This is a genomic window from Pseudomonas sp. 20P_3.2_Bac5 (assembly GCF_025466035.1).
GTDB lineage: Bacteria > Pseudomonadota > Gammaproteobacteria > Pseudomonadales > Pseudomonadaceae > Aquipseudomonas.
In genome coordinates, this window is record NZ_JANLOA010000033.1 from 1 (window position 1) to 20,480 (window position 20,480).

General features: G+C 64.1%; 18 protein-coding genes and 1 pseudogene. 5 read left to right on the top strand and 14 right to left on the bottom strand.

Going from position 1 to position 20,480, the window contains the following annotated elements; genetic code table 11:
* The 4 genes from NTD88_RS05800 to NTD88_RS05815 all read left to right on the top strand — a co-directional run.
* Positions 1 to 583 (top strand): MFS transporter (locus tag NTD88_RS05800; RefSeq protein WP_262191714.1); only part of this gene is annotated, 583 nt, incomplete at its 5' end.
* Positions 567 to 1,625: a glucuronyl hydrolase gene (locus NTD88_RS05805; RefSeq protein WP_262153541.1), complete on the top strand. Its 1,059-nt coding sequence runs from the start codon at positions 567 to 569 to the stop codon at positions 1,623 to 1,625. The genes NTD88_RS05800 and NTD88_RS05805, both read left to right, overlap by 17 nt.
* 142 nt (positions 1,626 to 1,767) lie before the next feature.
* A complete protein-coding gene (locus NTD88_RS05810) occupies positions 1,768 to 2,781 on the top strand; it encodes an extracellular solute-binding protein (RefSeq protein WP_095155956.1) in 1,014 nt (337 codons plus the stop codon).
* The gene (locus NTD88_RS05815) at positions 2,781 to 4,346 is read left to right on the top strand and encodes an ABC transporter permease (RefSeq protein ID WP_262153542.1); all 1,566 of its coding nucleotides are present in this window, start codon (positions 2,781 to 2,783) and stop codon (positions 4,344 to 4,346) included. Before NTD88_RS05810 ends, NTD88_RS05815 begins: the two co-directional genes overlap by 1 nt.
* On the opposite strand, the gene NTD88_RS29100 is transcribed toward NTD88_RS05815, so the two are convergent.
* The 13 genes and pseudogenes from NTD88_RS29100 to NTD88_RS05875 form a co-directional block, all read right to left on the bottom strand.
* Positions 4,347 to 5,231 (bottom strand): methyl-accepting chemotaxis protein, encoded by an 885-nt coding sequence (locus NTD88_RS29100; protein ID WP_410017257.1) that lies wholly within the window; start codon positions 5,229 to 5,231, stop codon positions 4,347 to 4,349.
* A 21-nt stretch (positions 5,232 to 5,252) separates the two neighbouring features.
* Positions 5,253 to 5,945, bottom strand: a pseudogene (locus tag NTD88_RS29105) (methyl-accepting chemotaxis protein); the annotation flags it as partial.
* Between the two features lie 478 nt (positions 5,946 to 6,423).
* Complete coding sequence (locus NTD88_RS05825) at positions 6,424 to 7,716, bottom strand: adenylosuccinate synthase (RefSeq protein WP_095155953.1); 1,293 nt, start codon at positions 7,714 to 7,716, stop codon at positions 6,424 to 6,426.
* A 56-nt stretch (positions 7,717 to 7,772) separates the two neighbouring features.
* The gene (locus NTD88_RS05830; RefSeq protein WP_095155952.1) at positions 7,773 to 8,960 is read right to left on the bottom strand and encodes an ATP phosphoribosyltransferase regulatory subunit; all 1,188 of its coding nucleotides are present in this window, start codon (positions 8,958 to 8,960) and stop codon (positions 7,773 to 7,775) included.
* Positions 8,961 to 9,237: 277 nt separating this feature from the next.
* Entirely contained in the window at positions 9,238 to 10,107 is an 870-nt protein-coding gene (gene hflC, locus NTD88_RS05835; protein WP_095155951.1) for a protease modulator HflC, read from the bottom strand.
* The gene (hflK, locus tag NTD88_RS05840; protein ID WP_110971463.1) at positions 10,107 to 11,279 is read right to left on the bottom strand and encodes an FtsH protease activity modulator HflK; all 1,173 of its coding nucleotides are present in this window, start codon (positions 11,277 to 11,279) and stop codon (positions 10,107 to 10,109) included. The genes hflC and hflK overlap by 1 nt, the downstream gene beginning before the upstream one ends.
* A 96-nt stretch (positions 11,280 to 11,375) precedes the next feature.
* Positions 11,376 to 12,677 (bottom strand): ribosome rescue GTPase HflX, encoded by a 1,302-nt coding sequence (gene hflX / locus NTD88_RS05845; protein ID WP_095155949.1) that lies wholly within the window; start codon positions 12,675 to 12,677, stop codon positions 11,376 to 11,378.
* 12 nt (positions 12,678 to 12,689) lie between these two features.
* Positions 12,690 to 12,950, bottom strand: a complete 261-nt coding sequence (hfq, locus tag NTD88_RS05850; RefSeq protein ID WP_065758756.1) for an RNA chaperone Hfq — start codon at positions 12,948 to 12,950, stop codon at positions 12,690 to 12,692.
* A gap of 94 nt (positions 12,951 to 13,044) precedes the next feature.
* Positions 13,045 to 14,019, bottom strand: a complete 975-nt coding sequence (gene miaA, locus NTD88_RS05855) for a tRNA (adenosine(37)-N6)-dimethylallyltransferase MiaA (RefSeq protein WP_095155948.1) — start codon at positions 14,017 to 14,019, stop codon at positions 13,045 to 13,047.
* Position 14,020: 1 nt separating this feature from the next.
* Positions 14,021 to 15,916, bottom strand: a complete 1,896-nt coding sequence (gene mutL, locus NTD88_RS05860; protein WP_095155947.1) for a DNA mismatch repair endonuclease MutL — start codon at positions 15,914 to 15,916, stop codon at positions 14,021 to 14,023.
* Positions 15,913 to 17,343 carry an N-acetylmuramoyl-L-alanine amidase gene (locus tag NTD88_RS05865; RefSeq protein ID WP_262153543.1) on the bottom strand — a complete coding sequence of 477 codons (1,431 nt, stop codon included), beginning with the start codon at positions 17,341 to 17,343 and terminating at the stop codon, positions 15,913 to 15,915. Before NTD88_RS05865 ends, mutL begins: the two co-directional genes overlap by 4 nt.
* A gap of 2 nt (positions 17,344 to 17,345) precedes the next feature.
* On the bottom strand, positions 17,346 to 17,816 hold the full coding sequence (tsaE, locus tag NTD88_RS05870) for a tRNA (adenosine(37)-N6)-threonylcarbamoyltransferase complex ATPase subunit type 1 TsaE (RefSeq protein ID WP_095155945.1): 471 nt from the start codon (positions 17,814 to 17,816) through the stop codon (positions 17,346 to 17,348).
* Complete coding sequence (locus NTD88_RS05875) at positions 17,804 to 18,664, bottom strand: NAD(P)H-hydrate dehydratase (protein WP_095155944.1); 861 nt, start codon at positions 18,662 to 18,664, stop codon at positions 17,804 to 17,806. Before NTD88_RS05875 ends, tsaE begins: the two co-directional genes overlap by 13 nt.
* Positions 18,665 to 18,728: 64 nt before the next feature.
* Here NTD88_RS05875 and queG point away from each other — a divergent pair, with 64 nt between their 5' ends.
* Positions 18,729 to 19,808, top strand: a complete 1,080-nt coding sequence (gene queG, locus NTD88_RS05880) for a tRNA epoxyqueuosine(34) reductase QueG (protein ID WP_262153544.1) — start codon at positions 18,729 to 18,731, stop codon at positions 19,806 to 19,808.
* Between the two features lie 15 nt (positions 19,809 to 19,823).
* Here the strand turns inward: queG and NTD88_RS05885 are convergent, their stop codons facing one another.
* Entirely contained in the window at positions 19,824 to 20,435 is a 612-nt protein-coding gene (locus NTD88_RS05885) for a trimeric intracellular cation channel family protein (protein WP_095155942.1), read from the bottom strand.
* Positions 20,436 to 20,480: the final 45 nt, after the last annotated feature.

Genomic DNA, 20,480 nt, shown 5'->3' on the forward strand with positions numbered 1-20,480 from the left:
GCTGCTGCGGCTGATGGGCATTCAAGGTTGCGCGGGATTGTGCCTGTCCGCGTTCATCACCTTCTTCGGCGTGTACGCCAGCAGCCTGGGCGTCAGTGCCGCCACCATCGGCCTGATGGTCAGCGGATTCGGCCTGATGGGCATTCTCTCCCGCCTGTTGCTGACCCCGCTAGGCGCGAGCCTCAAGGACGAAACCGTGCTGCTTGGCGGGCTGTTCCTGGTCAGCCTCGGCACCGTGCTGGTCATGCAATACGCCGCCGCCGATCGCCACTGGCCGTTGTGGTTCGCCGTGGTCGGCATGGGCCTGAGCCTGGTGGCGAGCAACGCCGTGGCCATGAGCATGCTGCTGCGCGAACCGCGCTTCGGTGGCGTGGCCAGCAGCGCCGGCATGCTCTCGCTGGGTTTCTTCGGCGGCATCGCCATCGGGCCACCGCTGTTCGGCGTGCTGTTGCGCCAGCCCGGCGGCTTCTCCGCCGCCTGGACCCTGCTGATTTTCGCTCTATGTGTCGGCGCCGTGCTGTGCCGAAACCTGTACCGCGCCCGTCGCTCAGAAGAGGCTCATCCCCATGCCGACACAGCGTAAACGCCAGGCGGTGGTCCACGCCCTGTTCAAGCAGCTCGACAGTATTTCCCGCCAGTGCGGCGAGCAATTCCCGCTGTACCGCCTGCCGCGGGACCGGCAATGGAAGCTGTCGCGGCGAGGCTCGTGGCTCGGCGGTTTCTGGGCGGCGCTGTGGTGGCGCCGCGCAGCGTTCACCGAACTCAGCGAAGACCTCGACCAGGCGGTGTTCTGGTCGCGCCGACTGGGTGCGCAACTGGACGAACCCAGTCTGAATCGCAGTTTCGTGTTCTGGTACGGCGCCGCCCTCGGTGGCCGCCTCGCCCAGGACGAACCGGCACGGGAGCTGGCCTTGCGTGCCGCTGACGCCCTGGCCCGGGATTTTCGCCCGGATATCGGCGGCTGGCCGCTGGGCCCCGGCATGGGCGGCGGCGACAACGGCCACGCAACCCTCAATATCGACGCCCTGGCTCCGACGCTGGCGCTGATGCACTTGCAGCCCGATGCGCACAAGCGCGACATGGCGCGCAGCCATCTGGACCTGTGCCTGCGCACCCTGCGCGGCGCCGACGGTGCCTGGGCCAGCCACGCCCGGCTCGATGAACACGGCCAGTTCCAGCGGGGCCCTGCGGGTGATTGGGCACGCGGCCAAGCATGGGCCATGCTCGGCCTGGCCGAGGCGGTCGGCTTGTATGGCGGCGAGTACGCCGCGCCCGCCCGCGAGGCTTGCGCCTACTGGCTGAGCCGCTGGGGCGAAGCGGCCAGCCGGGGCACCCTGGTCGCGCGCAATGCCGACCCGTGCGCAGTGGCCATCGCGTCGGTGGCGCTGCTGCGCCTGTGGCAGTGCCTGCCGGGCATGAACGACTGGCGCGACCTGGCTTGTCAGCAGATCGCCGCGTTGCTGTCGAGCGAGGTCCAGCAGGGATGCTTCGTCGGACACTACTACCGCACCGGCACCGAGCAGGAGCAACTGGTGGAATCGGCCTGCGCGACCTTCTTTCTGGTCGAGGCACTGATGACCCAGGATCAGGTCCTGGCTGTTCAGGGCGGGATCGCCGGCTGGTAGCCGGTCCCGCCCCCAACTGGCCGCAGCCGGCGTCAAGCCATCCGATAGTCAGCTTATGAATTTCCCGTCATCCGGCCACTTGAGAAACAATTTCGTTTACCATTGTTTCCAAATATGTAGCCGTAAGCGAGGAACCACCCGCATGACGATTCGCCGTAACCCGATGCTGCGCGGCCTGGCCGTTTCCCTTCTCGGCCTGGTGCTCGCAGCGCCGGCCGCCATGGCCGCCGATCCTGTGACCCTGACGCTGTACAACGGCCAGCACAAGGAAATCGGTGACGCCATCGCCAAGGCCTACGAGGCCAAGACCGGCATTCACATCAAGATCCGCAAAGGCAGCAGCAACCAGTTGGCCAGCCAGGTCATCGAGGAAGGCGACCGCTCGCCGGCCGACGTGATCTACACCGAAGAGTCGCCGCCGCTGAACAACCTCGGCGAGCTGGGCCTGCTGGCCAAAATCGATGATTCGACCCTGGAGATGCTGCCCAAGGACTTCGTCGCCAGCAACGGCAGCTGGATGGGCGTCACCGCGCGCACCCGCGTGGTCGCGTTCAACCCGAAGAAGATCGATGAGAAAGACCTGCCGCAATCGGTAATGGACTTCGCCGATCCCGAGTGGGACGGCAAGATCGGCTTCGTGCCCACCAGCGGCGCGTTCCAGGAACAGGCCGTGGCCATCCTGAAAATCCACGGCCGCGAAGCCGCTGAAGAATGGCTGACCGGCCTGAAAGCCTTCGGCAAGACCTACACCAACAACATGGTCGCGCTCAAAGCCGTGGAAAACGGTGAAGTCGCCGCCGTGCTGGTGAACAACTACTACTGGTACGCGCTGAAGAAAGAACGCGGCCAGCTCGACTCCAAGCTGTACTACCTGGCGGACGGCGACGTCGGCGGCCTGATGACCATCTCCGGCGCCGCCGCGGTGAAGGCCAGCAAGCATCCGAAAGAAGCCCAGGCCCTGCTCGCCTGGATGGCCAGCGAAGAAGGCCAGCGCGTCATCACCCAGACCACTGCCGAGTACCCGCTGCACAAGGGCATGGTCTCCGACCAGGGCCTGAAGCCGTTCGAAGACCTGCGTCCGCCGAAGATCACCCCGGCCGACCTGGGTAACGCCGAGGAAGCGCTGGAACTCGAACGCGAAGTCGGCCTGCTCTGATGAGCGCTGCCCTGCCCGTTCAGCTCGGCACCGGTTTCGTTCCCCGCCGCAAGCGGCCCTCGATCTGGGTGGTGCTGCCGGTCCTGCTGCTGGTGGGGCTGAGCCTGCTGCCACTGCTCTACGTCGCCCTTAAAACCTGGCAGGCCGGCTGGCACGAAGCGCTGCGCCTGATCTGGCGGCCCTTCGTCTGGGGCCTGATGCGCAACACCCTGCTGCTGATGGTCGGGGTCACGGTCACCTGCGCGGTGGTCGGCCTGTCCCTCGCCTGGTTGCTGGAGCGCAGCGATCTGCCGGGGCGGCGCCTGTGGGGCGTGATCCTGTGCCTGCCGTTCGCCGTGCCGTCGTTCGTCAGCGGCTTCACCTGGGTGTCGTTGAGCCCGGTGTATGAGGGGCTGGGCGGGGCGATTCTGGTGATGAGCCTGTCGAAATACCCGCTGATCTTCCTGCCGGTGGCCGCGACCCTGCGCAACCTCGACACCTCGCTGGAAGAGTCGGCGCGGACCATGGGCTGCAACCGCTGGGCGGTATTCTGGCGCGTCACCCTGCCGCTGCTGTGGCCGTCGATCCTCGGCGGCAGCCTGCTGATCGCCCTGCACATGCTGGTGGAGTTCGGCGCGCTGTCGATTCTCGGTCTGCAGACCTTCACCACGGCGATCTACCAGCAGTTCGAACTGGAATTCAGCAACGCCAACGCGGCGATGCTCTCGGCGGTGCTGTTGTTCATGTGCCTGCTGATGCTCTGGCTGGAACTGCGGGTACGCGGCAAGGCTCGCCATGTGCGCATCGGCCAGGGCGTGGCGCGGCGCGGCGCGCCGGTTCGCCTGCGTGGCTGGATGCCGCTGGGCCAAGTGTATTGCCTCGGTTTGGCGATTCTCGGCAGCGGCATTCCGCTGGGGATGCTGGCGTACTGGCTGAGTGTCGGCTCGTCGGCGGCCTTCCCGGTGGCGGAGATCAGCCGGGCGCTGCTGTCATCGCTGTCGCTGTCGCTGGGCGGCGCGGGCGTGAGCCTGCTGCTGGCGTTGCCGGTGAGTTTTCTGGTGGTGCGCTACAAAGGTCGCCTGGCGATCTGGGCCGAGCGCCTGCCGTACCTGTTGCATGCCCTGCCGGGGTTGGTGATTGCGCTGACGCTGGTGTACTTCGCCCTGCACTATGTGCCGGCGATGTACCAGACCACCGGCCTGTTGCTGCTGGCCTACGCGCTGCTGTTCCTGCCCCTCGCGCAAGCGCCGGTGCGCACCGCGCTGACCAAGGCCGCGCCGCAACTGGAAGAAGCGGCGCGGACGCTGGGGGCGACCCCGTTCACGGCGTTCTGCCGGGTGACCTTGCCGATCATCTTCCCGGCCCTGGCCGCGGCCTTCGCCCTGGTGTTCCTCGACGCCATGAAGGAGCTGACGGCGACCTTGCTGCTCAGCCCGACCGGCATGACTACCCTGGCCACCGAGGTCTGGGCGCACACCGCCAACGTCGAGTTCGCCGCCGCAGCGCCGTATGCGGCGCTGCTGATCCTGGTGTCCGGGTTGCCGGTGTACCTGCTGACCACCCGGATGTACCTGAACCGCGCCTGATCAGGCGCGGAACTGGCCCAGGCTGGCTTTGAGCTGGGCCGCCAGGTCGTCGAGCACCTTGCTGCTGGCGGTGGTCTGCATGACCACCTGGGCTGCCCGTTCGGCCTGCGCATGGATGTTCTCCACCCGTCCGCGAACCGCTTGCGCGCCTTGGGCCTGCTGCTCGGCAGCGCGGGTCGCGAGGCCGATGGCCGCATGTACCTGCTCCACCGACGCCTGCACCGACTGCTGCAAACGAGCGTTGTCACGCAATACCAGCAAGCCTTCGCTGGCCTGACGCCCCGCCTGGCTGATCGCCGCCACCGCTTCCTTCGCGCCCTGTTGCAGCGCGCCGATATGGGCCTGGATATCGCCGGTGGAACTCTGGGTCTTGCTCGCCAGCGCCCGCACCTCGTCCGCCACCACGGCAAAGCCGCGACCGGTCTCGCCCGCCCGTGCCGCCTCGATTGCGGCGTTGAGCGCCAGCAGGTTGGTCTGCTCGGCAATCCCGTGGATCACCGTCAGCACCACCTCGATCTGCTCGCTCTGCTCGGCCAAACGCACGATCACCTTGGAACCGGTGTCCACCTGCCCGGCCAGCGCCTCGATCAGTTTGGCAACCTGCGCCGAGGTGCGACTGTTCTCGTCGGTGGCCTGGCGGATATCCACCACCTGCTGCAATGCGGCCTGCATGGCTTTGCTCTCGGCCTGGGCTTCATCGGCCATGCTCGACAGCGCGCGCAGGCTTTCGGCCACTTCATCACGCTGGGCCGCCGCCGCCGAATCGGCACCGGCGTTCTGCTGGGCCATGGCGCCGATCTCGACCCCGGTGCGCTGGGCCACTTCGCCGGCCTCGCGAACGATGGGCTGCAACTTGTCGACGAAGCGGTTCACCGCCGCCGCCATGTCGCCGATCTCGTCGCGGCTGTCGATGGCTACGCGCTTGGTCAGGTCGCCTTCGCCGGCCGCCAGATCGTCCAGCGCGGCAATCAGCAGGCGCAGCTTGTTCACCACCCGACGACCCAACACCACCGCCACCACCAGCAACACGCCGCACCCGACCAGGGCCAGGCCCAGGCCGATGCGCCAGCGCAGGGTTTCTGCGGCGCCTTGAACGCTTTGCGAGGTGTTGGCGGCCATCTGCGCGGCGCTGCCCTGCGCCGTCTCCAGCCGGCTGCGCAGCGCTTTGGTACTGTCGGCGGCGGCGCTGGTCAGGCTGTCGCCCACCAACTGGTCACCGCTGGCGATCAGCGCGGAGAAACGTTTGTCGAGGGCTTGCAGTTCGGCATCCACCGACGCGGTCGACACGCCCATCAAGACCTTGCCGATCTCGACGCCATTGGGGCTGATCGAGGCTTCGACGAAGTACACCGACGGGTCGTTGCGGGCGGCTTCCAGCACCTTGTCCAGGGCGCGTTCACCCTTGCCCTTGTCGAGCAGGGCCTGGTTGATGGGATTCTGACGGTTCAGGTAGCGGGTGAGGTGTTCTCCCTGGGCATCGTTGTACACCACGAACAGCACGTTGGGGTTGCGCTGGGCGCGCCGGGCAAACTCCGACAGGGTCGGTACATCGGCGTCCCACACCGCGCGGGGCGCCACCGAGGCGAGCAGTTCGGCCATGTCATTGGCCGAGTCCTTGAGGTTCTTCTCCAGGGTGGCGCGCAATTGCGCCTGTTCTTCCTCCAGACGCGACGACAAACCGGCGGTCAGGCGCTGACGGGTGCTTTCGGACAGATTGCTCAGCCCGGAACTGACCTCCTTCGCCGCTTGATCCAGCTCGGTGGTGAGCTTCTGGCTATCGGTGCCCAAACGATTGCCCAGATCGGCTTCCAACGCGGTGACGGTACTGCGGGTCAACACCACAGCGACCACCACTTGCACCAAAAGAGCGATACCAAGCGCAACAAAGACAGGCCGCAAAAGGCGGCTTCGTAACAATGAGATGACGGCAGACACAGTAAATCCCTCTGCTTTTCGGAGCCATTACAGTGATGGCATCCCTGAAGGCATTTTCACAGCAAAGGTTGTGCCGCAGCAGAAGGCAAAAACGCCAAAGGCCCCTCTAGAGGGGCCTTTGGTGGTTACAGCATGACCGAGATCAGGCGAACGGATGACGCAGAACGATGGTTTCGTTGCGGTCAGGGCCGGTGGAGATGATGTCGATCGGCGCACCGACCAGCTCTTCCACACGCTTGATGTAGGCACGGGCGTTGGCCGGCAGCTCTTCCAGGGTCTTGGCACCCAGGGTCGACTCGCTCCAGCCCGGCATTTCTTCGTACACCGGCTCCAGGCCGATGTAGCTGTCGGCGTCGGTCGGTGCGTCGAGGACTGCGCCGTTTTCGTTCTTGTAACCCACGCAGATGCGGATGGTGTCCAGACCGTCGAGCACGTCCAGCTTGGTCAGGCACAGGCCCGAGATGCTGTTGACGTCGATGGCGCGACGCAGGATGACGGCGTCGAACCAGCCGCAACGACGAGCGCGACCCGTGGTGGCGCCGAACTCGTGGCCACGCTTGGCCAGGAAGGCACCGACTTCGTCGAACAGTTCAGTCGGGAACGGCCCCGAACCGACGCGAGTGGTGTAGGCCTTGGTGATACCGAGGATGTAGTCCAGGTACATCGGGCCAACGCCGGAACCGGTGGCGATGCCGCCCGCAGTGGTGTTGGAGCTGGTGACGTACGGGTAGGTACCGTGGTCGATGTCCAGCAGCGAACCCTGGGCGCCTTCGAACATGATGTCCTTGCCGGCACGGCGCAGAGCGTGCAGCTCGGCGGTGACGTCGAGCATCATCGGCTTCAGTTGCTCGGCGTAGGCCATGCACTCGTCCAGGGTTTTCTGGAAGTCGATGGCCGGCTCTTTGTAGTAATTGACCAACTGGAAGTTGTGGTAGTCCAGCAGCTCACCCAGCTTGGCGGCGAAACGCTCGCGGTGGAACAGGTCACCGACGCGCAGGCCGCGACGAGCGACCTTGTCTTCGTAGGCCGGGCCAATGCCGCGACCGGTGGTGCCGATCTTGGCTTCGCCACGGGCTTTCTCGCGCGCCTGGTCCAGGGCAACGTGGTAGGAGAGGATCAGCGGGCAAGCCGGGCTGATGCGCAGGCGGTCACGTACCGGGACGCCTTTCTCTTCCAGTTTGATGATTTCCCGCATCAGTGCGTCGGGAGCAACCACCACGCCGTTGCCGATCAGGCACTGCACGCCTTCGCGCAGGACGCCCGACGGGATCAGGTGCAACACGGTTTTCTCACCGTCGATCACCAGCGTGTGACCGGCGTTGTGGCCACCTTGGTAACGCACTACGGCGGCGGCATGTTCGGTCAGCAGATCAACGATCTTGCCTTTGCCCTCATCACCCCATTGGGTGCCCAGGACTACGACATTCTTACCCATAACACTTGTCCTCATTCGCGCAAACTTGGCGCCGACCACGGGGTCGGCGGCTAATCTCAGATGGCCAGTGGCAGTACCTGCCAGGCCCCGTTTTGCAGAATCAATTGCCGATCGCAGTCCGCCTCGATGGCGGCAGCCAGTGGCTGGCCAGGCAGAGCCTGCACAACCCGCTGACCGTCACTGCGCAACTGGCAGACCAACTGCCACAGAGCCGCGTCGCTGCTGTCGGGCATCCAGATCCCGCCAGTGGGCAACACGACCTCTGCCCGCCCCAGTGTGACCAGGGTCTTCAAATCCGTGGAGAAACCGGTGGCCGGACGTGCCCGGCCAAAGTCAGCTCCGATATCGTCGTAGCGACCGCCCTGGGCGATCGACTGACCGACACCCGGCACGAACGCCGCGAACACTACACCGGTGTGGTAGTGGTAGCCGCGCAGCTCGCCCAGGTCGAAATACAGTGGCAAATCCGGGTACCGCGCCGTCAGACGGTCGGCGATCGCCAGCAGGTCATCCAGTGCCGCCAGTACCGCAGCCGGTGCACGGCCGAGACGAACGCGGGCCGCTTCCAGCACTTCACGACCGCCGCACAGCTCAGTCAGCGAACGCAGCATGCCGGCCAGGTCGGCCGGCAGGTTGGCAGTCAGCGTGATCACTTCGTCGACGGCCTTGCGTTGCAGGGCATCGAACAACTGCTGCTCGACATCACCCGACAGGCCGGCCGCACGGGCCAGGCTGCGGTAGATACCGACGTGGCCAAGGTCCATATGGACATCCGGTACGTCGGCCAGTTGCAGCATGGCCAGCATCAGGCTGATGACTTCGACGTCACTGACCGGGCTGGCATCGCCGTACAGTTCGGCACCCAACTGGATCGGGCTGCGCGAGGACGACAGTGCACGGGGCTTGGCGTGCAGCACGCTGCCGGCGTAGCACAGGCGGCTCGGGCCTTCGCGGCGCAGGGTGTGCGCATCGATGCGCGCCACCTGCGGCGTGATGTCGGCCCTGAAGCCCATCTGCCGGCCCGACTGTGGGTCGATAACCTTGAAGGTACGCAGGTCCAGGTCCTGACCGGCACCGGTGAGCAGCGATTCCAGGTACTCGATATGCGGAGTCACGACAAATTCGTAACCCCAGCTCTGGAACAGATCCAACACCTGGCGACGCGCGATTTCGATGCGCGTCGCTTCAGGTGGCAGTACTTCTTCGATGCCATCTGGCAGCAGCCAGCGGTCTACCGTTGCCATTACGCCATTTCCCCTGTGGTCCGGGCGGCCTGCCTGCGGGCGAGCCTTGAGTGAAGCAGGTGCCGGCAAATAATGTCGGGCAGCGCTGATTCCAGCGTTACCGCAGTGCCGATACCCTCGTAAATCCTGGGCTGCGCCGCGAATCAAGACCGCCAGGCGGTCATTCGATCTTGCAGACGCAAAAAAGCCGGGAATTTCCCGGCTGCCGCATCATACACCCGTTTTCTTGCAGTATCACCCCGCCAGACGTATTAGCCGCCCGACGGGGTGATCTGTTTCAAGGCTTGGCCTTTTCCATGAAGCGGAAGAACTCGCTGCTCGGATCAAGAACCAGCACATCGCTCTTGTTGGCGAAGCTCTCACGGTAGGCTTTCAGGCTACGGTAGAACGCGTAGAAGTCCTGATCCTGGCCATAGGCCTTGGAGTAGATCGCCGCCGCTTGGGCATCACCATCACCGCGGGCCTCTTCCGACTCGCGATAGGCTTCAGCCAGCAGTACCCGACGCTGACGATCGGCGTCGGCACGAATGCCTTCAGCCAGCTCGTTACCTTTGGCGCGGTGCTCACGAGCCTCACGCTCACGCTCGGTGCTCATACGCTCGAACACGCTGCGGTTCACTTCCTTCGGCAGGTCGATGGCCTTGACGCGAACGTCGACCACTTCGATGCCCAGCTCCTTTTCCGCCATGCGGTTCAGCGAGCCAGTGATATCCGCCATCAGCGCGTCACGCTCACCCGACACCACTTCGTGCAGGGTGCGCTTGCCGAACTGGTCGCGCAAACCGCTTTCCAGACGACGGGACAAACGCTCGTCAGCAATCTGCTTCATGCCGGAGGTCGCGGTGTAGAAACGCTCTGCGTCCTTCACCCGCCACTTGGCGTAAGCATCGACCATGACCGCCTTCTTCTCCAGGGTCAGGAACCGCTGGGTCGGAGCGTCAAGGGTCATCAGGCGGGCGTCGAACTTGCGCACCTGGTTGACGTAAGGAACTTTGACATGCAGGCCAGGCTGAACATCGGCCTGGACCACACGACCGAATTGCAGCAGTACCGCGCGTTCGGTCTGGGACACGATATAGAAGCTGTTCCAGGCCACGATGGCCAGCACGACGCCAACGATCAGGGCGATCAGCGATTTATTGCTCATCAGCGGCTCTCCCTAGAACGCAGTTGCTGCTGTTGCTGTTGCAGATCGGAAGCGGCACGGCTGGCTGCATCGTTGGCCGACGAGGTCGGTACGCTGCTGGCCGGTGCGGCATTGCGGCTGCCTTCGACCATCTTGTCCAGCGGCAGGTAAAGCAGGTTGCTCTGCCCGTCCTTGCCCGAAACCAGCACTTTGCTGGTGTTGCTGTAGACCTCTTGCATCGTATCGAGGTACAGACGCTGACGAGTGACTTCCGGCGCCTTGCGGTACTCGGTCACCAGCTTGGTGAAGCGATCGGCCTCACCCTTGGCGCGCGAGACGACTTCGTCGCGGTAACCATTGGCGTCTTCGATGATGCGCTGCGCCTGACCACGGGCTTCCGGCACCACGCCATTGGCGTAGGACTCGGCCTGGTTGCGGGCACGCTGCTCGTCTTCACGGGCACGGATCACGTCATCGAAGGCTTCCTGCACTTCACGCGGGGCTGCCGCGCTCTGTACGTTGACCTGGGTAACGGTGATACCGGTACGGTAGGTGTCGAGGAAGCGTTGCAGGCGCTCCTTGATCTCGACGGCCATCTGCTCGCGACCTTCGGTCAGCACCTTGTCCATGGCCGTGGAGCCGACCACGTGACGCAGGGCACTGTCGGTCGCGTGTTGCAGGCTGACTTCAGGCTGATCGACGTTCAGGACGAAGTCCTGCAGGTTGCTGATCTTGTACTGCACGGTCAGCGGCACTTCGACGATGTTTTCGTCTTCGGTCAGCATCTGGCCCTGCTTGGTATAGGCACGCTCACGCGTGACGTTTTCCATGTACTTGCGATCGATTGGCGGGAAATAGATGTTCAGGCCCGGACCTACGGTCTCGTAGTACTTGCCGAAACGCAGAACGACTGCCTGCTCCTGCTCGTCGACCACATAGACCGCGCTGTACAGCCAGATAGCAGCCAGCACAGCGAGTCCGACACCAAGCAGACCAAAGCCGCCGCCTTTGGGGAGGCCATCGCCACCACCACGTTTCTTGCCACTGCCGAACATGCCGTTCAGGCTATCCTGCAGCTTGCGGAAGGCCTCGTCGAGATCCGGTGGCCCTTTCTTGTCGCCACCACCACCGCCGCGGCGTCCACCCCAAGGATCTTGATTGTTCGAGTTGCCACCCGGCTCATTCCAAGCCATAGCGCTCTCCATCTGATAAAGCAAAGACGCGCCAACGGCGCGCCGTCCAATGCTACAGAATGCCTGTCACGGCTGCCTGACAGCGTCATCAGGCTTTTATTGCAAAGTGTGTTGTTCGATGAAGTCGACGGGCTCAAGCCCCGCGCGTGACACCAGACGATTGAGGTCGGCCCGTGGCAAGCGCACTGCCAGAAGGCTGCTGCCTTCATCGTCGTGTTCTTCGTTCTGCACCGCACCCGCTGCGAAGAACTGCGCACGCAAACGCGCGAAACGCTGTTCAAGACGCAAGGTACCCACAAACAGGTCATCCCCCAGCAACTCGGCAATCGCCTGCCCCACCAGCTCAAGACCACGGCCTTCTCGGGCCGAGACCCAGACCCGCTCGGGCTTGCCATCAGCATTGCGTTGAATGTTCGGCTCAACGCCTTCGAGCAGATCGAGTTTGTTATACACCTCGAGTATCGGCAAGCCTTCAGCACCGATCTCGCCCAGCACCGCCATGACCTGTTCGATCTGGGCCATGCGCTCAGGCTCATGGGCATCGATCACATGCAGCAACAGGTCGGAGTTGCTCGACTCTTCGAGCGTAGCTCGAAAAGCCTCGACCAGCTTGTGCGGCAGGTGACGAATGAAGCCCACGGTGTCCGCCAGCACGATCGGCCCGATATCACCCAGCTCCAGTCGGCGCAGGGTCGGGTCGAGTGTGGCGAAGAGCTGGTCGGCCGCGTAGACCTCGGACTCGGTCAGGGCGTTGAACAGGGTCGATTTGCCGGCGTTGGTATAACCCACCAGTGAAACCGAAGGCACCTCGGCGCGTTTGCGACCGCGGCGCGCCTGCTCTCGCTGGCTGCGGACCTTTTCCAGACGGGCCTTGATCTGCCGCAGACGCACACGCAGCAAGCGGCGGTCGGTTTCCAGCTGGGTTTCGCCCGGGCCGCGCAGACCAATACCGCCTTTCTGCCGCTCAAGGTGAGTCCAGCCGCGAACCAGTCGCGTGCTCATGTGTTCAAGCTGCGCCAGCTCCACCTGCAGCTTGCCCTCGTGAGTACGGGCGCGCTGGGCGAAGATGTCGAGGATCAGGCCGGTGCGGTCAAGCACGCGACACTCGAAAACGCGCTCGAGGTTGCGTTCCTGACTTGGGGTGAGGGTGTGATTGAAGATCACCAGGTCGGCCTCTTCAGCCTTGACCAGGTCGCGCAACTCCTCGACCTTGCCGCTGCCAATCAGAAACTTGGCAGTAGGCTGGTGCCGCCCCACATTGGCGAGCGCAACAATATCGGCGCCAGCCGACAAGGCCAGCTCCTGGAACTCCTGCGGGTCTTCGCGCGCCTCAGGGCTCTGACCTTCCAGATGAACGAGAACGGCTCGTTCACCACCACCGTGGCGCTCAAAGAACAAAGCGAACTCCTATCAGGCGTTACCTGGCTCAGCATCGCCATGTTCGGCGTCAGCTGCGCTAGGCAGGCGAATCGGACGAACCGGAACAACGGTCGAGATCGCGTGCTTGTAAACCATCTGGCTGACGGTGTTTTTCAGCAGGATCACGAACTGGTCGAAGGACTCGATGGTCCCTTGCAGCTTGATGCCGTTGACCAGATAGATCGAAACCCCGACTTTTTCTTTTCTCAAAGTATTCAAGTAAGGGTCTTGTAGCGAATGCCCTTTTGACATATGCCGCACTCCTGTAAGGATCAATAGTAAAAAAACAAGAAAACTGATGGCTAAAGCCGCCCCACCCCCAAGGATAGACGGCAATCGCTGGGATTCAGCCCAATATGGAGACCGACCCGAGGTATTTCAAGGTGCGAGACAGATTGTCGCAGGCCAGACTATCCAGCCAGTGAAGATCAGCCCAACTGCGCAACCAGGTAAATTGCCGCTTCGCCAATTGGCGGGTGGCAATGATGCCGCGCTCCTGCATTTCAACTGAAGTCAGCTTGCCATCAAGATGATCCCAGACCTGACGATACCCAACTGCCCGTATAGACGGCAGTCCCGCGTGCAAGTCACTTCTAGCGCGCAGCAATCGGACCTCGTCAATGAAGCCCTGTTCCAGCATTTGCGTGAATCGTAGCGCAATTCGCTCATGCAGAACCTGTCGATTCTGCGGGGCGATAGCCAAGCTGGCGACAGTATAGGGCAATTGCCCCTGCCCAGAAGCGCCTGGGCCATTACTTTGCTCAGCTTGACGCAAACGATGTGAAGTCATCGTGAAACCACTCACCCGATAGACCTCCAACGCCCGGATCAGACGCTGCGGATCGTTCGGGTGAATGCGCGCCGCCGACACCGGATCGACCGCCGCCAGCTCATCGTGCAACGCCTGCCAACCGTGCTGCTGGGCCTGCGCTTCGAGTTCGGCGCGAACCTGAGGATCGGCAGGCGGCATATCGGCCAAGCCTTCGAGCAATGCCTTGTAATAGAGCATCGTGCCGCCAACTAGCAACGGAATGTTGCCGCGGGCAGTGATTTCGGCCATGGCTTGCAGGGCATCGCGGCGAAAATCAGCGGCGGAATAGCTTTCGGCGGGGTCGAGGATGTCGATCAGGCGGTGTGGATGGGCCGCAAGCACGTCCTTCGACGGCTTGGCCGTGCCGATATCCATGCCGCGATAGATCAGCGCCGAATCGACACTGATCAACTCGCACGGCAGTACTTTGGTGAGTTCGATGGCCAGGTCGGTCTTGCCCGCAGCGGTCGGGCCCATCAGAAAAATCGCCGGAGGGAGAGAACCCGCCATATCAACGACCGCGCAAGAACAGTTTGTCCAGATCGTCCAGCCCCATTTGGGTCCAGGTCGGTCGGCCATGGTTGCATTGGCCGCTGCGCTCGGTGTTTTCCATGTCGCGCAGCAGGCCGTTCATTTCTGGCAAGGCCAGGCGCCGGTTGGCGCGCACGGCGCCGTGGCAGGCCATGGTGCCGAGCAGCTCGTTGAGGTGCGCCTGGATCCGGTCGCTGGTGCCGTACTCCATCAGGTCGGCCAGCACATCCTGCACCAGGCGATTGGCCTCGGCCTGCTTGAGCAGCGCCGGAATCTGCCGGATCGCAATGCTCTCCGGGCCCAGACGTTGCAACTCGAAGCCCAGGCGCTGGAACCACTGCGCGTGTTCTTCGGCGCAGTCGGCCTCGCGCTGGCTCATGGCCAGGGACTCCGGAACCAGCAGAGGTTGGCCGCTCAGGCCTTCGCTGGCCATGGCCACTTTCAGCCGCTCGTACATGATCCGCTCGTGGGCAGCGTGCATGTCCACCAGCACCAGGCCGTGGGCGTTTTCCGCGAGGATATAGATGCCTTTCAACTGCGCCAGCGCATAGCCCAGCGGCGGAATATCACGCTCGCCTTCCGGCAGCGGCGCGGGCTCGGCATTCGGCAGCGGCGAGAAAAACTCCCGGTAGACCTCACGCGTCTCGCCAACCGGCAGCGCGGCGCTCGGGCGCGGGGTGTAGTTGTACTGGTAACCCGCACCAGCGCCCGAGCCCGCCGGGCTAGCCGAAGGCGAGGCAACCGGCTGTTCAAGCACGCTGGCGGACAGGCGCATCTCGCCCTGAGGTCCGAATTCCCCGGCTTGCTGACCCGTTGGCCGGATGATTTCCGTGGTCGCCGCTGGCGCCGCTACCTGATCGTCCGGACGTACATCCGCAAGCGCCCGGTGCAGGGTTCCATACAGGAAGTCGTGGACCATGCGCCCGTCACGGAAGCGTACTTCGTGCTTGGTCGGGTGGACGTTGACATCGACACCCGTCGGGTCGAGCTCCAGGAACAGCACGAACGTCGGGTGCCGGCCATTGAACAACACGTCACGGTAGGCCTGACGCACAGCGTGGGCGACCAGCTTGTCGCGCACCGCCCGGCCATTGACGAAGAAGTACTGCAGATCAGCCTGACTGCGGGAGAAGGTCGGCAATCCGACCCAGCCCCAGAGCCGCAGGCCGTTGCGGTCGATCTCGATCGGCAGCGCCTGTTCGAGGAAACCCGGCCCGCAGATCGCGCCGACCCGCCGCGCCTTGGCGATATCGTCCGGCGCTTCGTGCAGGCTGAGGATGCTCTTGCCGTTGTGGCGCAAGTGGAAACCGACATCGAAGCGTGCCAGCGCGAGGCGCCGGATCACTTCCTGCAGGTGATCGAATTCGGTCTTTTCGGTTTTGAGGAATTTGCGCCGCGCCGGGGTATTGAAGAACAGGTCGCGGACTTCGACCGAGGTCCCCACCGGATGTGCCGCCGGCTGCACGCGCGGCGCCATGTCACGGCCTTCGGTTTCAACCTGCCAGGCCTGCTCGGCGTCACGGGTGCGCGAGGTCAGGGTCAGGCGGGCCACCGAGCTGATCGACGCCAGGGCCTCACCCCGAAAGCCCAGGCTCATCACCCGTTCCAGGTCTTCGAGGTCGCGAATCTTGCTGGTGGCGTGGCGGGCCAGGGCCAGCGGCAGGTCATCGGAGGCAATACCGCTGCCATCGTCGCGCACCCGCAGCAACTTCACGCCGCCCTGCTCGACTTCGACGTCGATGCGCCGCGCGCCGGAGTCCAGGCTGTTTTCCAGCAATTCCTTGATGACCGAGGCCGGACGCTCGACAACCTCGCCGGCGGCGATCTGGTTGGCAAGACGAGGGCTGAGCAGTTCGATACGCGCACTGCTGGTCATGGCTGGGCTGCCAGGGTGGTCGCCGGAACATCCAGATTCTGACCGACTTTCAGCTCGTCAGTCTTGAGGCTGTTGGTGCTGCGCAGGCTGGCCACGCTGACCTGATAGCGCACCGCGATCATGGCCAACGTCTCGCCCGGACGCACCACGTGCTCACGCGGGCCCTGGGCGATCTTGCCGCTATCACGCAGCCAGGCGATGTAGGTGCCCGGCGGCGGATTCTGCTGGAAGAACTGCTTCACACCACCGTGGATCGAACGCGCCAGTGACTGCTGATGGCTCGGCGTCGCCAGCTTGGCGGCTTCGTTGGCGTTGGAGATGAACCCGGTTTCCACGAGGATCGACGGGATGTCCGGCGACTTCAGCACCATGAAGCCCGCCTGCTCGACCCGGCGCTTGTGCAGCGAGGTCACCCGGCCGATGTTGCCCAGGACTTTCTGCCCGACGTTCAGGCTGGAACTCAGCGAGGCGGTCATCGACAGGTCCAGCAGCACACCCGCGAGCATGCGGTCCTTGTCGTCGAGGCTGACGTTGCCGGCACCACCGATCAGGTCGGAACGGTTTTCACTGTCCGCCAGCCAGCGCGCGGTCTCGGACGTGGCGCCGCGATCAGACAGGGCGAACACCGAGGCACCGAAGGCCGCCGTGGACGGCGCGGCGTCGGCGTGGATGGAAATGAACAGGTCGGCGCCTTTCTTGCGGGCGATCTCGGTGCGCTTGCGCAGCGGGATGAAATAGTCACCGGTGCGGGTCAGCTCGGCGCGGAAACCCTTCTCGGTATTGATCTGGCGCTGCAATTCCTTGGCGATCTGCAGGACGATGTCTTTCTCGTGCTGACCGCGCGAACCCGAGGCACCCGGGTCTTCACCGCCGTGACCGGCGTCGATGGCAATGACGATGTCGCGCTTGCCGTTAGGCACCGGCGGCAGCGTGATCGCGGGTTGCGTAGGCGTCACCGGCACCACCGGAGTGGTCGCGGTGGTAGCGGCCGGCGTCGGCGGTTGGGCCGCAGCGTCGGCTTCCTGGTCGTACAGGTCGACCACCAGGCGGTTGCCGTACTGGGCGTTGGGCGCCAGGGTGAAGCTTTTCGGGGTGACGCTTTTGCTCAGGTCAATCACCACACGCAGATCGGTAGGCGTACGCTGCGCCGAGCGCACGCTGGTGATTGGCGTGTTGGAGGTGGAAACCGAGAGTGGCGCGGCCAGGGTGGCGCCGTTGATGTCGATGACCAGCCGATCAGGCGCGGTCAGGGTGAAGACGCTGTGCTGCACCGGGCCAGACAGATCGAAGACCAGCCGCGTGTTATCCGGCGCCCGCCATAGACGCACGCTCTTGACCTGTGTGACAGCGAAAGCGTCAACGGTCACTGCCGTAAGCAGCAGTCCTACGACGGCAACCAGTGCGCGAAAGCGCATACCTTTCCCCATTTCTATTTGAATTCCAAGGCCAAAGCGGCACACCAGGCTTCACCGCGAGCACCTTGCGGCGCCAGGTTCAACGAACGACCGCCCGCCTGGGGGCTTATGGTAATGGTCAGGTCCGGCTTTGGCAAAATGCCGGCACCTTTGTCCGGCCACTCGAACAGGCACAGCGCATCGCCTTCGAAATAGTCGCGGATCCCCATGAATTCCAGCTCCTCCGGGTCGACCAGACGGTAAAGGTCGAAGTGGAAGGCGCGGATCTCACCAATCTCGTACGGTTCTACCACCGTAAATGTAGGACTTTTCACAGCTCCGGTGTGCCCGAGCCCGCGAATGATGCCCCGCGACAGGGTCGTCTTGCCCGCGCCGAGGTCACCTTCGAGAAAAATCACGCCGTTGCCGTGGGTCACTTGGGCGATACGAGCGCCGAAGTCGACCATGGCCTGCTCGTCGGCCAAAAACAGGGTTACGCCTGACACGCTGAATGCTCCTCCAACAACTCTCGAATAGACGGCACCAGATCATGTGCCGCCAGCCCCCGCCCCTGGCTACCCAGGCGTTCTCCCGCGCAGGCATGCAGCCAGACGGCAAGACAGGCCGCGTCCCAGGCCGGCATGTCCTGGGCGAGCAAGGCGCCCAGCACACCGCTGAGCACATCGCCCAGACCTGCACCGGCCATGGCCGGATGGCCGCGCTTGCACAGGGCAAGCCGCCCGTGCGGGTCAGCGACCAGGCTGCCTGAGCCCTTAAGCACGCAAACGGCGGCGTATTTTCGCGCCAGCTTGCGCGCCGCACCCGGGCGGTCGGCCTGTACTGCCTCGGTGGAAATCCCCAACAGCCGCGCGGCCTCGCCAGGGTGCGGCGTAATGATGCTGCCCGCTGGCAACGCCATCGGCGCCACGGCCAGCAGGTTCAATGCATCGGCATCCCAAACTTGCCGCAGACCCGAACTGGCCACCGCCGACAGCAGGCTCCGGCCCCACGCCGCTTGCCCCAGCCCAGGTCCGACCACCAGAACCGACGCCCGTTCGATCGGCGCCATCAACTGATTGGCCGAACTCACGCCCATGCTCATGACTTCAGGCAACCGCGCCAGGGCCGCCGGCAGATGCTCGACGCGGCTGGCCAGCGACACCAGCCCGGCACCGCAGCGCAATGCCGCCTCTGCACTGAGCAAAACCGCGCCCCCAGTGCCACGATCACCGCCGATCACCAGCACATGGCCGAACTGTCCTTTATGGGCGGTCGCAGCGCGCGCGGGCAGGCCCGCCACGGTGTCGCGGGAGAGCACAACTGGCTCGTTTGCAGGGTGTTTGGTCTGAGGCATGCGTCGTTCGGCTCCGATGTCTGGCAGAATTATACGCACCTGTGTCCTCGTTGCCCTATTTCGCATGTCTGCCTCCTCCATAGATCTCCTCGCCCTCACCCAGTCCATCAAGGACTGGGGCCGTGAACTCGGCTTTGCCCACGTCGGCATCGCCGGTGTGGAACTGGCTGAGCACGAACAGCACCTGGAGCGTTGGCTGGCCGCCGGCTATCACGGCGAGATGGAATACATGGCCGCCCACGGCAGCAAGCGCTCGCACCCGGACGAACTGGTGCCGGGCACCCTTCGGGTCGTTTCGCTGCGCATGGACTACCTGCCCGGCGACACACAAATGGCGCAGCGCCTGGCCCAGCCGGAAAAAGCCTATATCTCGCGCTACGCCCTGGGCCGCGACTACCACAAGCTGGTGCGCAAGCGCGTGCAGCACCTGGCCGAGCGCATCCAGAAGGAAATCGGCCCGTTCGGCTTCCGCGCCTTCGTCGACAGCGCCCCCGTGCTGGAAAAAGCCATCGCCGAGCAGGCCGGCCTGGGCTGGATCGGCAAGAACACCCTGCTGCTCAATCGCAAGGCCGGCAGCTATTTCTTCCTCAGCGAACTGTTCGTCGACCTCGCGCTCCCCGTGGACGAGGCCCAAGCCACCGAACATTGCGGCCGCTGCAGCGCCTGCCTGGATATCTGCCCGACCAAGGCCTTCGTCGGCCCTTACGTGCTGGATGCGCGACGCTGCATTTCGTACCTGACCATCGAGCTGAAGAACGCGATCCCCGAAGAACTGCGCTCGATGATCGGCAACCGGGTGTTCGGTTGCGATGATTGCCAGATCGTCTGCCCCTGGAACCGCTTTGCCCGCCCGACGGCGGAAGGTGATTTCCAGCCGCGCCATGGCCTGGACAACGCCGAGCTGGCCGAGCTGTTTCTCTGGGATGAAGAGCGCTTTCTCGCCAGCACCGAGGGATCGCCACTACGCCGTGCCGGCTACGAGCGCTGGCTGCGCAACCTGGCAGTGGGGCTGGGCAATGCACCGTCGACCATTCCCGTGCTGGAAGCCCTCAATGCCCGCCGCGACTACCCGTCCGAGCTGGTCCGCGAGCACGTCGAGTGGGCACTGAAGCAGCACGCCGAACGCCAGGCGTGCCCCGCCTGACGCAGCGTCGGCCAATCAATGGTCGTCGTTGTAGTGAAACTTGGGCATTTCCCAGTGGAAACGAATCGCCAGCAGGCGCAGCAGGAAGCCACCAAACAGGGTGATCAGGATCGATTGCTCGGCCGGCAGTTGCAGGTGCACGCAACCCAGATAGCACCAGGCCGCGGCGAAGGACACGCTGGCATAAAGCTCGCGGCGGAAGATCAGCGGAATGTCGTTGCAGAGAATGTCGCGCAGGATGCCGCCGAACACGCCGGTGATCATCCCGCTGATGGAGGCGACCAGCATGCTGTGGCCCAGCTCCAGCGCGGTCATGCAGCCGATCAGGGTGAACGCCACCAGGCCGATGGCGTCGAGCACCAGGAACAGCGAGCGCAAATGCCGCATCAACGGGGCGATGAAGATGGTGATCAACGCCGCCACACTGGTCAGCACCAGGTATTCCGGGTGTTTGACCCAGGTCAGCGGGTAGTGGCCCAGCAGCACATCACGCACTGAACCGCCGCCTAGCGCCGTGACACAGGCGATCAGCACCACGCCGAACCAGTCCATGCCGCGACGGCCGGCGGACAAGGCACCGGTCATGGCTTCAGCGGTGATCGCAATCAGATAGAGCATCAACAACATGGTGCAGGTCCAGGCAGAGGGACGCGCAGTCTAACCAGTTGCCTC

What these genes read in the sequence shown, in the direction of transcription:
- NTD88_RS05805 (WP_262153541.1), top strand. Translation starts at nt 567, where the DNA reads ATGCCGACACAGCGTAAACGCCAGGCGGTGGTCCACGCCCTGTTCAAG.
- NTD88_RS05810 (WP_095155956.1), top strand. Translation starts at nt 1,768, where the DNA reads ATGACGATTCGCCGTAACCCGATGCTGCGCGGCCTGGCCGTTTCCCTT.
- NTD88_RS05815 (WP_262153542.1), top strand. Translation starts at nt 2,781, where the DNA reads ATGAGCGCTGCCCTGCCCGTTCAGCTCGGCACCGGTTTCGTTCCCCGC.
- NTD88_RS29100 (WP_410017257.1), bottom strand. Translation starts at nt 5,231, where the DNA reads ATGGCGGCGGCGGTGAACCGCTTCGTCGACAAGTTGCAGCCCATCGTT.
- NTD88_RS05825 (WP_095155953.1), bottom strand. Translation starts at nt 7,716, where the DNA reads ATGGGTAAGAATGTCGTAGTCCTGGGCACCCAATGGGGTGATGAGGGC.
- NTD88_RS05830 (WP_095155952.1), bottom strand. Translation starts at nt 8,960, where the DNA reads ATGGCAACGGTAGACCGCTGGCTGCTGCCAGATGGCATCGAAGAAGTA.
- hflC (WP_095155951.1), bottom strand. Translation starts at nt 10,107, where the DNA reads ATGAGCAATAAATCGCTGATCGCCCTGATCGTTGGCGTCGTGCTGGCC.
- hflK (WP_110971463.1), bottom strand. Translation starts at nt 11,279, where the DNA reads ATGGCTTGGAATGAGCCGGGTGGCAACTCGAACAATCAAGATCCTTGG.
- hfq (WP_065758756.1), bottom strand. Translation starts at nt 12,950, where the DNA reads ATGTCAAAAGGGCATTCGCTACAAGACCCTTACTTGAATACTTTGAGA.
- miaA (WP_095155948.1), bottom strand. Translation starts at nt 14,019, where the DNA reads ATGGCGGGTTCTCTCCCTCCGGCGATTTTTCTGATGGGCCCGACCGCT.
- mutL (WP_095155947.1), bottom strand. Translation starts at nt 15,916, where the DNA reads ATGACCAGCAGTGCGCGTATCGAACTGCTCAGCCCTCGTCTTGCCAAC.
- NTD88_RS05865 (WP_262153543.1), bottom strand. Translation starts at nt 17,343, where the DNA reads ATGGGGAAAGGTATGCGCTTTCGCGCACTGGTTGCCGTCGTAGGACTG.
- NTD88_RS05875 (WP_095155944.1), bottom strand. Translation starts at nt 18,664, where the DNA reads ATGCCTCAGACCAAACACCCTGCAAACGAGCCAGTTGTGCTCTCCCGC.
- queG (WP_262153544.1), top strand. Translation starts at nt 18,729, where the DNA reads ATGTCTGCCTCCTCCATAGATCTCCTCGCCCTCACCCAGTCCATCAAG.
- NTD88_RS05885 (WP_095155942.1), bottom strand. Translation starts at nt 20,435, where the DNA reads ATGTTGTTGATGCTCTATCTGATTGCGATCACCGCTGAAGCCATGACC.